General features: G+C 41.0%; 9 protein-coding genes and 2 rRNA genes. 6 read left to right on the forward strand and 5 right to left on the reverse strand.

Going from position 1 to position 13,681, the window contains the following annotated elements:
• The first annotated feature begins 40 nt into the window (after window positions 1-40).
• Both CE557_RS02800 and CE557_RS02805 read left to right on the forward strand, forming a co-directional pair.
• Window positions 41-1,498 (forward strand): trypsin-like peptidase domain-containing protein, encoded by a 1,458-nt coding sequence (locus tag CE557_RS02800; protein ID WP_114910091.1) that lies wholly within the window; start codon window positions 41-43, stop codon window positions 1,496-1,498.
• Window positions 1,499-1,647: 149 nt separating this feature from the next.
• Window positions 1,648-3,099, forward strand: coding sequence for a S1C family serine protease (locus CE557_RS02805; RefSeq protein WP_114910092.1), 1,452 nt, complete (start codon window positions 1,648-1,650; stop codon window positions 3,097-3,099).
• Window positions 3,100-3,290: 191 nt separating this feature from the next.
• On the opposite strand, the gene CE557_RS02810 is transcribed toward CE557_RS02805, so the two are convergent.
• The 3 genes from CE557_RS02810 to CE557_RS02820 all read right to left on the reverse strand — a co-directional run bounded on the left by CE557_RS02810 (window position 3,291) and on the right by CE557_RS02820 (window position 5,395).
• Window positions 3,291-4,055, reverse strand: a complete 765-nt coding sequence (locus tag CE557_RS02810) for a TatD family hydrolase (protein WP_114910093.1) — start codon at window positions 4,053-4,055, stop codon at window positions 3,291-3,293.
• Between the two features lie 142 nt (window positions 4,056-4,197).
• Window positions 4,198-4,713 carry a metallophosphoesterase family protein gene (locus tag CE557_RS02815; protein ID WP_114910094.1) on the reverse strand — a complete coding sequence of 172 codons (516 nt, stop codon included), beginning with the start codon at window positions 4,711-4,713 and terminating at the stop codon, window positions 4,198-4,200.
• A 139-nt stretch (window positions 4,714-4,852) separates the two neighbouring features.
• Entirely contained in the window at window positions 4,853-5,395 is a 543-nt protein-coding gene (locus tag CE557_RS02820) for a methylated-DNA--[protein]-cysteine S-methyltransferase (protein ID WP_114910095.1), read from the reverse strand.
• 80 nt (window positions 5,396-5,475) lie between these two features.
• Between CE557_RS02820 and CE557_RS02825 the strand changes: the two genes are divergently transcribed.
• Window positions 5,476-6,450 carry an LD-carboxypeptidase gene (locus CE557_RS02825; RefSeq protein ID WP_114910096.1) on the forward strand — a complete coding sequence of 325 codons (975 nt, stop codon included), beginning with the start codon at window positions 5,476-5,478 and terminating at the stop codon, window positions 6,448-6,450.
• A 2-nt stretch (window positions 6,451-6,452) separates the two neighbouring features.
• Here the strand turns inward: CE557_RS02825 and CE557_RS02830 are convergent, their stop codons facing one another.
• Both CE557_RS02830 and CE557_RS02835 read right to left on the reverse strand, forming a co-directional pair.
• Window positions 6,453-7,124: a serine hydrolase domain-containing protein gene (locus CE557_RS02830; protein ID WP_114910097.1), complete on the reverse strand. Its 672-nt coding sequence runs from the start codon at window positions 7,122-7,124 to the stop codon at window positions 6,453-6,455.
• A gap of 9 nt (window positions 7,125-7,133) precedes the next feature.
• Window positions 7,134-7,928 (reverse strand): thymidylate synthase, encoded by a 795-nt coding sequence (locus CE557_RS02835; protein WP_114910098.1) that lies wholly within the window; start codon window positions 7,926-7,928, stop codon window positions 7,134-7,136.
• Between the two features lie 354 nt (window positions 7,929-8,282).
• On the opposite strand from CE557_RS02835, the gene CE557_RS02845 reads away from it, so the two are divergent.
• The 3 genes from CE557_RS02845 to CE557_RS02855 all read left to right on the forward strand — a co-directional run bounded on the left by CE557_RS02845 (window position 8,283) and on the right by CE557_RS02855 (window position 13,510).
• Window positions 8,283-11,180 (forward strand): 23S ribosomal RNA (locus CE557_RS02845).
• Window positions 11,181-11,263: 83 nt separating this feature from the next.
• A 5S ribosomal RNA gene (rrf, locus tag CE557_RS02850) occupies window positions 11,264-11,375 on the forward strand.
• A gap of 143 nt (window positions 11,376-11,518) precedes the next feature.
• Window positions 11,519-13,510, forward strand: a complete 1,992-nt coding sequence (locus CE557_RS02855; RefSeq protein WP_114910100.1) for a leucine-rich repeat domain-containing protein — start codon at window positions 11,519-11,521, stop codon at window positions 13,508-13,510.
• Window positions 13,511-13,681: the final 171 nt, after the last annotated feature.

Genomic DNA, 13,681 nt, shown 5'->3' on the forward strand with positions numbered 1-13,681 from the left:
TCTATAGCGCTCATACGCATAACCACATTTAATCACTTCTATGCGTTATATGAAATCTGTTGTTGTAGCTGTTTTTTTAACAGCTTGTGGGCATTTTATTGCTTATGGTAACACCAAACTTAAATCCAGTGTCATTGAGCATGCCAAGCGTGCGGTAGTTTCTCTTGATGTGCAGGCAGCCCTTACGGCCTATACTGCGCCTGGGAAGTTGCATGGAAATGGGGTAGTAATAGATAAAAAAATAGGCTATATTTTAACTTCTGCTACTACGGTTGGTCCCGCTATAGTAGCAGACTATACGGTTGGTTTTTTTAATGGTGTAGAGGCTAAAGCGAAAGTAGTTTATTATGATCCTTGGTTGGACTATGCGATTCTAAAGGTAGATCCATTGGTGCTTCCTAAAGAAATCCAGGCGATCAAGTTAAGTAGTAAGGAACCATTGCTAGGCCAGTCTATTTTTACGATTGGTAAGAAAAAAAATACGCCTGCTGTAGTATATGCTGGAACCATAGATGCTACCAATTGTAGTGTGCAATGGACCATGCCCCAACATTTTATTCGTGTGAGTATGCCCAGTAAGACTCATGCAGTTGGTTCTTTAATTTTCAATGAGGCTGGGGAGGGTATTGCTTTAAATTGTGCGGGTTCAGATACCGCGAATATTGGGTTGCATCTAGGCTATGTGCGTCAGGCGCTAGCTGCCTTAAAGCAAAACAAATTACCAGTTAGAAAGCATATCGGTGCGTTACTAGTTACTTATTCCATAGATGATGCCATCCGTTATGATCATCTTTCGCAAGCTTCACAAAAAGTGTATACTGCAAAATTTCCAAATGCAGAAAATAAAATCTTGCAAGTAGATAGTATACTTAAAGGTACACCAGCAGCGGGTAAACTTTTGCCTGGGGATTTAATTTGGGCGCTTAATGGTCAGTTGATTGGCCCTAATCTCATAGATTTTGATATAGCGCTGGATAAATCACCAAAAGATTCAGTTTTGTTAACTGTTTTTCGAAATGGTTCCTTTCATGAGGTTGCTATTCCTTGTTATAATTTACACAACCATCGGATCACTAAAATGGTTCAATTTGGCGGTGCTACTTTTTTTGAGACAGATGATTTTTGTAGTACGCTGGGTGGTGTTTCCCCTAAAACTTTGGCTGCTTGTATTGCAGAAACCAATACCATTTTCAAAGTACCTGCTTCGCATCAAAATTATTTCAATATTTTAGGCATGCAATTTTTAGCTATTAATGGTAAGCCTGTGCAAACATTGGATGCGTTGATCACACTGATTCCAGAATTGGTTCATCAAAAATATTTTACAGTTTCCTATGTTAATCACTTGGTGCCATTAAATCATGGCATGTGGTCATCCTATGCGCATAGTTCCTATAAAGTGAATGTAGCATATGACTCCAACTTAGTATTGCCCAAAGTTTGGACATGGGATTCCATGCAGCTGGAATGGAAAGGTGAGGCAATTGTTTTGCAATAGGGCTGGAGTTGCTTGCGTTATCCCATCCTATATGGAAGTTTTTAGAAGTGTGAAAGCCAAAAATCCATATTTAATCCTATCATCTTTTATGCTTTTTTTGCCTTAATGATTTGATCAGGTTGTTCTAATCGCTATTTACTACAGTGCGTATGAAAATAAATAGGTTAAAATCTAAATGCTGGATTCTATTTTTTACCCTTTTGCTGCATACGCCTATGCTTTTAGCCAAAGAGGTCTTCTCTGAAAAGGTAATTGAGCATGCTAAAAAGTCAGTAGTAACCATTGATGTAAATGCTGCTTTTGCAGCTTATGGAGAAGGTAGCAAGTGGAGCGGAACCGGTTGCGTGGTAGATAAGCAGCATGGCTACATCTTAACCAACCAACATGTAATAGGCGATGCTGTAGTGGGTAGTTATAAAGCAACCTTTTTTAATGGCATCCAACAAGAAGCCCATCTGATCTATTACGATCCATGGTTAGACTATGGATTTGTAAAAGTTTCCCCTACCGTTATTCCAAAAGAGGTTACGGAAACTACCTTTAGTAGCCATAATCCAGTTATAGATCAGCCTATTTTTATCGTTGGCAATAATGAAGGCTATAGCTTTTCTTTACATACAGGAGTGGTGGCAGATTTGTATGGGGTTACAGGTGCCATGCCTCAACAATCGATTAAACTGAGTTTAAATACTAAGGGTGGGTCAAGTGGATCGCCCATTTTTAACAAAAATGGGCAGGCTGTAGGGCTTAATTATGCTGGCAATCGAACATTCGGGTTTGCTATCCATCCTGAATATATTCGGTATGCTTTGTCAGCGATTCGGCAAGGTAACTCCCCAATTAGGAAACAAGTGGGCGTAATCACCAAATCTACACCTATTAAAGATGTAGTCCAGTATGATGGGTTATCCACCCAGCAGCAATACATTAAAACATTTCCTAATGGCGCTACTTCTGTTATTACAGTCCATCATGTGTTAGTTGGTAGTCCTGCGGCTGCCTTACTCTTTCCTGGAGATGTGATTTGGGCCATTAATGGTCACCCAATAGGGCCTAATTTGGTTGCTTTCTATATGGCTATGAACAAAACTACGAAAGATTCTGTTCTATTAACCATTTTTAGGATGGGCCAGTGGCATGATATCAAAATAGGGCTTTATGATCTCGAGGCGCATAAAATCACAAAAATGGTCCATTTTGGAGGGGCGCTTTTTTTTGAAATGGATGATTATTGTGCCAAACTAAATCATTTATCTCCTAAAAGTTTGACTTTTGTGCATGTAGATGCAAACCATATGTTTCATAATGTTGCACCCAATAGAGTCGGTGAATTTAGGTTGAAAGTCTTATCTTTTAATAAAAAATCGGTTGCTGACCTTCAAGCATTAGTGGCAGTGATACCATCGTTAATCTCTAAAAAATACTTTACTATAGAATATACTGATTTGTCTCCTTGTCATCTATTTGGTTCTGCGTTACACTTAGGTCCTAGGCCATCAAGGGCCTATGTAGCGTATGATACCCATCTTTCTCAGCCTAGATCATTTATTTGGGATGAAGCAAGTCATCAATGGATTAGTTCACCTATTGGTATAAAATGATTGTAACCTCAACCTATCCATTCAGTTATATAGCGTTACTATCCCCAAAACGACAGTATCTGTTCAAGTCACTGGTTTTTTTGTCCACTTTTTTCTTGATAAAAAAGTGGGATACAATCCATCATTAACCAGTAATGTGAACAGATACAAAACGACAAGCAAAGAGTAGCATAAAAATTCCTTTACCCATCCTATTGAGTTGGCTCAAAAATGGTTTCAGCATTTTGCGTAGTGATGCATGCCACTTCTCCTAGTGTTGTCTCTTTGACCGCTGCAAGCGTTGATGCTGTGTAAGGTAAGTAGCTTGGTTCATTGGGTTTTCCCCGATAAGGTACCGGTGTTAAATAAGGGCTATCTGTTTCTAAGACCAAATGTTTGAGATCTATAGCCGATATGGTTGCCGCTAATCCACTTTTCGGCATCGTAATAATCCCGCCAATTCCTAGTGAAAACCCCAGCGCTATACATGCTTCTGCTTCTTGAAAATTGCCTGTAAAGCAGTGAATCACTCCCCTTAGACGACCATCCTGTTCTTTTTCCAATAGTTCGATGACCTCTTTAAAAGCATTTCTGCAGTGAATGGAAACAGGAAGATGATAGTGCTTGGCTAAAACAAGTTGCATCCTAAATGCTTCCTGTTGTTCTGGAAACAAAGCCGTATCATGGTATAGGTCTATACCAATTTCACCCACTGCTATAAAAGCACTTTTACCAAGCCATTCCTCTATTAGGTATAACTGTTTGATAAAATCTTTTCTGATGTGACAAGGATGGATGCCCATCATAGGTAGACAAGAAGGATATGCCGCTGCTATATCCATCATCCTGGCTATTGTTTCTTCATCTATATTAGGCATATAGATTTTTTTAATATAGTTTTTTTGTGCCCTTTCTAAGACCAGTGGCAATAGACCTTCCAGGTCATATATATGGGCGTGGGTATCAATAAATTGCATAATCTATTAGGGTTAGTAGACTCCTTTTGAAACTCGCTTATGCTAAGGAGTTTAGGAGACACGGGGCGCAAAGCTCCAGTATACTAGACGAGATTTAAGTACCGGATCAACATGCAAATTACCGTAAAGTTTCTAAAGAAGTCTAGTGATTATCTACTAATGTTGCTCTTATCCCCAACTCTATCACCTCTATATTGTGAATCTTTGTGTCGTTTATTTCAAAACGCAATAAAGTTCGCATATAGTGCCCGCCATAGCGTCCAGCCGCACCAGGGTTCAAGTAAAGCAGTGGAGGACGCTTGATGTCATGCATTACCCGTAAGATGTGTGAGTGGCCACCTACTAAAATATCAGGTTGCTCTACGCTTAATTTGGTGCGCATTTGTGGCGTATATAAAGGCGGATAACCCGATATATGTATCATCCATATATGTATTTGTTCACATTGAAATGATTGAAATTCAGGATATTTATTTCTTATTGTACGGTCATCAATATTGCCATATACCGCTCTAAAATGGTTGAAACGATCAAATGCAGGCAGTAGCTCAGGGTCACCAATGTCTCCTGCATGCCATATCTCGTCACACTTTTCAAAGTGATCAAAAATTTTAGGATCCAACCACCCATGGGTATCTGCAAGTAAACCAATTTTCATATTCGTTCGTTGTGCGCATTTTTACCGTAGCCTGATCTGCTGCCTATGAAAATAAGATACAAAATTATTGTCCAAAGCAAGACAGCCTGGTGGCTTTAGCCGTTCAACTTGAACCGTATCATGCCTTGCAAGCCATAACTTAGCTTATGGCTTGCGCTTCTAATGTAAGTAACTGTTTTTTTACAGCTGTCCCGGCAGCATATCCTCCTAGCGATCCATCACTTCTAATCACCCTATGACAAGGCAACAGAATAGACAGAGGATTTTTACCAATAGCAGAAGCTACTGCTCTGATTGCATGCGGATATGCCGTTAAAGAAGCAAATGTTTTGTAAGTGCATACCACACCGTAAGGAATTCTTGTTAAGCTTTGCCATATGTTTTTTTGAAAAGAAGTCCCGTTTAATCTATAATCAATGTTAAAATAGCTACTTTTTAATCTAAAGTAGTCATTTAACTGTATTTTTGTATTGGTAAAAACCGCTATATGCGGATTATGTTGCCAATAGTCTTTTATAATAGGAAAGTGCTTTTGTCCTTCGATATGAAGCCCAATAAGCTTGTCATTGCTAGCAGTTAATAATATTCTGCCCATTCGGGTGTTTATATAGGTATAGTAGATCATCAAGCTATCTATTGCATTCGAAGATGTTTGAACCCATTTTAGAGATATGGTTTTCATAAGCTGTAATGGTAAATTACTATCTATGATAGGTTATTAGTTGTACAGATCTTTCTAAAGCAATCTAAGTATAGACCATTATGCGTACGCGTTTCATATTAGCTATTTTATTTTTACTATCTGCTTTTTCAACGCTAGAATTTGAAAAAAAACATGCCAAGTCCATTGCTTTATTAAAGCATATACCCATTACAATTGTTGCGCCTGCTTCAGGTCTTAATAAAGGTGAGTTAACTGCTTTAAAAAGTATTGCTTCGTTGAGATTACATATACCAAGCAGCTGCTTTGATCAAAGACAATCTATTTTTCATTCTAATAGTGATGAATTAAGGTTTAAATATTTAAAGGATGCCTTGTTTGGTGATGCCCATCATGTCATATGGACATTGCGTGGTGGATATGGTGCCGCTAAGTTGATCCCTGCTTTACAGAAGTTACCGATGCCTGCTAGAGAAAAATTTTTTATAGGCTATAGTGATATCACCGCTCTCCATATTTTTCTTACGCAAGAATGGGGCTGGAAAACCATTCATGGTAGCGGAATCGTTGAAATGCTTAAAAGTGATAAACATCCTGCTAATTTCAAAAAGATAGCTGAGATCATTTCCGGGAGGGTTAAAGAGGTTACCGTTGATCAGTTATCTCCAATTAATCGAGCAGCTCAATGCATGCATACCCTAAAGGGCAAGCTTACAGGTGGTAACATAACTGTTTTGCAAACAGGTATTGGTACAAGCTGGCAGGTAAAAACGAAAGATAAAATTCTTTTTTTAGAAGATACGCAAATAAAAGCTTATCAACTAGATCGTTCTTTACTCCATTTTACACAAGCTGGTTTGCTAAAGGATGTAAAGGCTATAATATTTGGCCATTGTGGTGCTGACAATAAAGAAATTATAAAAACGCTTAACCAGGTTGCAGTTACTTTGTCTATTCCAGTCTTTAAAACGCATAGGTTTGGCCATGGAACGATTAATGACCCGATTATTTATAATACAATTAGTCAGATTGTGCCTATCCATGATGGTAGCTTTACATTAATTATGAAGGTATAAAGTCACGTATACTGAAAAAAACAGCCTTTGCCATATCCATAATAAACATCTATCCATTCATTATATGGCTCTTTACGCCCTAACTGCGCAAGCATATCTAGTGTGCCTTCAGAGAATTGACAACATGTATCTATACCCCAATTTAGTTTTGTTATTTGATCATAAGATTCTTTTTGTAGAACTTGCATACTATGTAGGGCCAAATTCCACTTATGTATATCTCCTACAGAAGCAATTACACCCCCATCGCCAAAGGCTAGAAAACAATTAGACTTTCCTTTTTTATTGGCTGTATTTGGATGTTGACCATATTTCCCAAAACTTGGCAGAAAAGTATCTTGCATACCTAAAGGCTCAAACAAATTTTTTCTAAAAAAATCGCTTAATTTTTCTTTGCTAACATATTCGATGATCATACCAAGGATAAAATAATTGGTTTCAGAATGCGAATAGGTCCCGCCTACTTCACCATAAAAAATAGGCTGCTCTGCTGCATAACGCAAAACCTTTTTTTTAAAAGTTTCTTCGTCGATTGATTCATCCAAATCAAAGCAATAACTATCTTCATGCCTATAAGAAGCAATACAACTTGTACTAGCTAATAGATGATATATCGTGGCTTGACTAGCCCAGGAGGGAGGTTGGCTATTGGGCCAGTAATCAGCTGTTATCATATAAATGCCTTACACAGCAATAGCTGCCTTAATAGCTGGATGATGTATATAATGGAGCAATGTAAAGTCCTCATAGACAAAATCAAACAAATCGGCTACACTTTCTCGAAGTTGCATCTTGGGCAATGCATAGGGGCTACGTTGGAGCTGCAAACTTGCCTGTTCCAGGTGGTTATGGTAGAGATGTGCATCGCCCAAAGTATGAATCAGCGCGCCAGGTTGTAGTTGGCATACTTGCGCCATCATCATCGTTAACAATGCATAAGAAGCAATATTAAAAGGCACCCCTAAAAAAACATCTGCGCTACGTTGGTAGAACTGACAAGATAGTTTTCCATTCGCTACATAAAATTGAAAAAAGGCATGGCAAGGCGGCAATGCCATTTTAGGAATTTCACCTACATTCCATGCACTGACCAATAACCTACGGGAATCAGGGTTTGCTTTGATTTCCCTTATAATGGTGCTTATTTGATCAATTTTTTCTCCTGTTGCCGTAGGCCAGCTTCTCCATTGGTGGCCATAAATAGGGCCTAGTTCCCCCCCTTTAGTGGCCCATGCATTCCATATTGTAACGCCATGTTGTTGTAGATAAGCTATATTGGTATTACCACTTAAAAACCAGAGTAATTCATGAATAATAGCACGCAGGTGCACTTTTTTGGTTGTAAGCAATGGAAATCCTTCCGCTAGGTTAAACTGCATTTGGTAGCCAAATATACTCTTGGTACCTGTGCCCGTCCTATCTTTTTTGTCAACTCCCTCTGTTAAAATATGTGCTAATAAAGTTAAATATGGTTTCATCGGTATGGTTGATCGTTTGCTGGGATGGAATTATGGAATTTAGGCCAAATCCGTTCTTGGAACAAGTTTTTTGCTTTTTTATCTTATCGGTATAAAAATTACTCCCTATGCCATTCATGCGTCTTTCATCATTTATTTGAAAATATATTTGCGGTTAACAAAAAAAGTAATACCTTTGTATTACGATTCGGCGTAGAAGAGATCAAAGCGGTAAAGGCATCAAACGATAAGGTGCAAGCGCGCTAGGTTGAGTTACGTTAGGTTTCGAAAGATGTTCTTTGACTTATTGTAAAAGCAAAATAGGGTAGGCGGATTCCTTTTTAGGATTCAGTCTATTTCCATTTCAAGAGCGAGTAAGAAATAATTAAGGGCGTATGGAGGATGCCTTGGCTCTTAGAGGCGATGAAAGACGTGATAAGCTGCGATAAGTTGCGGGGATTGGCTGTGCGATTTGATCCGCAAATCTCTGAATGGGGCAACCCACCCTGCCTATGTAGGGTATCCCTTTAATTAAATAAGGGAGGCAAACCTGGAGAACTGAAACATCTAAGTACCCAGAGGAAGAGAAAACAAATAGTGATTCCATAAGTAGTGGTGAGCGAACGTGGATTAGCCCAAACCATATCAGTTTCGGCTGTTATGGGGTTGTAGGACTAGCTGTTAAAAATGAATAGCAAGAACTTAAATTATTTTGGAAAAGTAAGCCATAGAAGGTGAAAGCCCTGTCAAGGTAATTGTTATTTGTTTAGTTAGTATCCTGAGTAGGTCAGTCCCGGTGAAAGGCTGACTGAATTTGCCGGCACCATCCGGTAAGGCTAAATACTCCTAAGAGACCGATAGTGAACAAGTACCGTGAGGGAAAGGTGAAAAGTACCCTGAATAAGGGAGTGAAATAGTTCCTGAAACCATACGCTTACAAGCAGTCGGAGTTTTTTTATAAAATGACGGCGTGCCTTTTGTATAATGAGCCTATGAGTTAATCTTTTCTGGCAAGGTAAATCCTTTTGAAAGGAAAAGCCGAAGCGAAAGCGAGTCTGAATAGGGCGCTTTAGTCAGAGGAGTTAGACGCGAAAGCCGGTGATCTACCCATGGCCAGGTTGAAGCGTTGGTAAAACAACGTGGAGGACCGAACCAGTGGATATTGTAACGTCCTTGGATGAGCTGTGGGTAGGAGTGAAAGGCTAATCAAACCGGCAGATAGCTCGTACTCTCCGAAATGTTTTTAGGAACAGCCTTAAGTGTATACTGATAGGGGTAGAGCTACCGATAGGACTAGGGGGGTAACCTACCGTGTCCAGACGAACTCCGAATACTATCAGTTTTACTTAGGAGTGAGGGTTAGGGCGTTAAGGTCCTAATCCGAGAGGGAAAGAACCCAGACCATCAGCTAAGGTCCCCAAATATATACTAAGTTGAACTAAGAAGGTTTAGTTGCTTAGACAGTCAGGATGTTGGCTTGGAAGCAGCCATTCATTTGAAGAGTGCGTAACAGCTCACTGATCGAGCGACAAAGCGTCGATGATGAACGGGCATTAAGTATATTACCGAAGCTATGGCCTTACTACCTAAGCGTAGTAAGGGGTAGGAGAGCATTCTAATTGAGTTGAAGCTGAGTAGTGATGCTTGGTGGATTGATTAGAAAAGAAAATGTAGGCATGAGTAACCAAAATAATGGTGAGAAGCCATTACACCGTAAGACTAAGGTTTCCATGGCGATGGTTGTCATCCATGGGTTAGTCGGGCCCTAAGCTGAAGCCGAACGGCGTAGGCGATGGAAGATCGGTTAATATTCCGATACTAGCTAGTAATAGAGAAGGGGGGACGAAGGAGTGAAAGGTCTGCCTTCTGACGAATTTAGGAGGTTAAAGCCCGTAGATATAGGTATGGCAGGCAAATCCACCATATCTGTCGAAGGTGATAGTACTACAATCCCTCGGGGGCGTAGATAATGACCCTAATCATACTTCCAAGAAAAGCCTCTAATTGTTAGGTGCTAGCTAACCGTACCGCAAACCAACACAGGTAGTTGAGGAGAATATCCTAAGGTGTTCGAGTGATTCGTGGCCAAGGAACTCGGCAAAATAGCCCTGTAACTTCGGGAGAAAGGGTGCCTCATTGATCCTTTTAGGAGGCTCAATAGGCCGCAGTGAAAAGGCCCAGGCGACTGTTTACCAAAAACACAGGACTTTGCAAAATCGAAAGATGAAGTATAAGGTCTGATACCTGCCCGGTGCTGGAAGGTTAATAGGAGGTGTTAAGTCGCAAGATTGAAGCGCTAAATAGAAGCCCCAGTAAACGGCGGCCGTAACCTTGACGGTCCTAAGGTAGCGAAATTCCTTGTCGGGTAAGTTCCGACCTGCACGAATGGTGTAACGATCTGGGCGCTGTCTCAGCCACGAGCTCGGTGAAATTGGAGTGGCGGTGAAGATACCGTCTACCCGCAATGGGACGAAAAGACCCCATGAACCTTTACTATAGCTTAACATTGATAATATGTGGATAATGTGTAGGATAGGTGGGAGACTACGTAAGTAGTCGTTGTTGAAATACCACCCTTTATCTATGTGTTATCTAATTCTTTTGAATAAGGAGACAGTGTTTGGTGGGTAGTTTGACTGGGACGGTCGCCTCCTAAAAAGTAACGGAGGCTTTCAAAGGTACCCTCAGTACGGATGGTAATCGTACGTAGAGTGTAATAGCATAAGGGTGCTTGACTGTGAGACAAACAAGTCGAGCAGAGTCGAAAGACGGATATAGTGATCCGGTGGTTCCGAATGGAAGGGCCATCGCTAAAAGGATAAAAGGTACTCTGGGGATAACAGGCTGATCTCCCCCAAGAGCTCATATCGACGGGGAGGTTTGGCACCTCGATGTCGGCTCGTCACAACCTGGAGCTGAAGCACGTTCCAAGGGTTGGGCTGTTCGCCCATTAAAGTGGCACGCGAGCTGGGTTCAGAACGTCGTGAGACAGTTCGGTTTCTATCTATTGCGGGCGTTAGAAGTTTGAGAGGGGCTGACCTTAGTACGAGAGGACCGGGTTGGGTAAACCTCTGGTGTATCAGTTGTGACGTCAGTTGCACTGCTGAGTAGCTACGTTTATAAGAGATAAGTGCTGAAAGCATCTAAGCACGAAACTCGCCTCAAGATGAGACTTCAATAAGGGTGGTTAAAGATGATGACCTTGATAGGTTGCAGGTGTAAAGTCAGAAATGGCAAAGCTGAGCAATACTAATTACCCGAATGTTTCTTGTTTTTTTCTTGATTTTGCTTTTACAGTAGTCAATTACTTTCTTTTGAGGTAGTATATAACTTCAAAAGATTAAAATATTAAAAATAAAGGTGACGAAAGCGCTGGTGTGCACCTCTTCCCATTCCGAACAGAGCAGTTAAGCCCAGCAGCGCCGATGGTACTTCGGTAACACGCGGGAGAGTAGGTAGTTGCCATCTTTTATTTTTTTTGTTCCGTGCAGTGAAGCTTCATTGCACGGAACTTTTTTTGTATATAGAGCACATGGCCCCCAGTGTGGGGGTATGCTAAAAAAGAAGCTTCATGGACTTTCTTAGAAAGTCTAAATTAAGAATTATTTTACATGCTAGCAATCCCTTGGTTTTTACACACATTTTGTCTTAGTATAGCGCTTGATACTATACAGCATCAACTAGAAATAGCAAGAAATGATCCTACTATTACAGAACTTACCTTTGGTAAAAGCCGCATAAGAGCCGCTGAAGTCAAGGTACTTGCAGAAGGACTAAAGGACACCCAAGTTACAAAGATTGAATTTTTTTGTAATTGCATGGGAGATACTGGTGCTGAAGCACTTGTACAAGTACTGAAAGGCACCAAGGTTACAACACTTAAGTTGCACGCTGAGGGCATAGGAGATGCTGGCGCTAAGGCCCTTGCAGAAGGATTGAAGGATACGGAAACTACAATGCTTGATCTGAGTAGCAATAGGATAGGAGCCGCTGGTGTTGAGGCCCTTGCACAAGGATTGAAGGATACCCGGGTTACAACACTTATCCTGTGTACCAATAGGATAGGAGCCGCTGGCGCTGAGGCCCTTGCAAAAGGATTAAAGGATACGAAAATTACAATGCTTGACCTGAGTGATACTGATATGCGAGATGCTGGCGTTAGGGCCCTTGCACAAGGATTGAGGGGTACGCAACTTACAACGCTTGATCTGAGTAAGAATAGGATAGGAGACGCTGGTGCTGAGGCTCTTGCAGAAGGATTGAAAGGTACCCGGATTACAAGCCTTTATCTGAATAGTGATTACATGGGAAATCTGAATAGTAATCACATAGGAGACGCTGGTGCTAAGGCCCTTGCAGAAGGATTGAAGGGTACGCAAGTTACAATGCTTGATCTGAGTAGAAATAGGATAGGAGACGCTGGCGCTAAGGCCCTTGCAGAAGGATTGAAGGATACTCAGATTACAACACTTGATCTGAGCTACACTAACATAGGAGATGCTGGCGCTAAGGCCCTTGCAGAACGACTGCAAAGTACTCGAATTACAACACTTGACCTTAGTAACAGTAAAATAGGAGCCGTTGGCGCTAAGGCCCTTGTACAAGGATTAAAGGATACGCAAGTTACGGCAGTTCGCTTTTATCGAGGTAGCGCTTCTAAGTTTCCACAAGGGCTATATATAACACTTGACCTTGATGATCCTAGCGTAGGAGCTGCTAGAGTTAGGGCCCTTACACGAGGATTAAAGGGTACCCGAGTTACAAGGCTTAACCTGAGTGGTACTTATATGGGAGATACTGGCGTTAAGGCTCTTGCAGAAGGATTGAAGGGTACGGAAGTTACAACGCTTGATCTGAGTAGCAATAACATAGGACCGGCTGGCGTTAGGGCCCTTGCAGAAGGATTGCAGGGCACGCAAGTTACAACGCTTGATCTGAGTAGGAATCACATAGGACCGACTGGCGCTAACGCCCTTGCACAAGGATTAAAGGCTATGCAAATTACAATGCTTAACCTGAGCCACACTAACATAGGCGACCCTGGCGTTAGGGCCCTTGCACAAGGATTGCAGGGCACGCAAGTTACAACACTTGATCTGAGTAGGAATAGGATAGGAGAGGCTGGCGCTGAGGCCCTTGCACAAGGATTAAAAGAGACACAAGTTACAATGCTTAACCTGAGCTCCAATATAATAGGAGCCATTGGGGCTAGGGCCCTTGCACAAGTGTTAAAGCATACTAAAATTACAAAACTTTGCCTTGATGACAGTTATATAGGGGATACTGGAGCTAGGGCCCTTGCACAAGGATTAAAGAACACACAGATTACAAAGATTAAACTTCATAACAATGATATAGGCGTCGTTGGGGCTAGGGCCCTTGCACAAGGATTAAAAGAGACGCAAGTTACAGCGATTAGCCTTGGTGACGATTATATAGGCGTCGTTGAGGCTAGGGCGCTTGCAGAAGTATTCAAGGATACGGAAATTACAGAGATTAGCCTTTATGGTAGCAATGTCAATAGAAGCCCCGCTAGAGCTAGGGCCCTTGCACAAGAGTTTAAGCGTAAATTTAGATGTGTTAGATGGATTCCTAGATATTAGATGAGAAAAGTAAATTTAAAGTGTTAATATTGATAGAATAAAGATAATGGTAGTGATGTGCTTCGGGCTATCCAACTGTATGTTGAATATACTGAATATACCCGCTTAGTATATTTTCAATTTTTTGTTTACCACTACGATCACCCAGTAAGACAATCTTAATTAAGATAG

The organism is Cardinium endosymbiont of Sogatella furcifera (assembly GCF_003351905.1).
Lineage (GTDB): Bacteria > Bacteroidota > Bacteroidia > Cytophagales > Amoebophilaceae > Cardinium.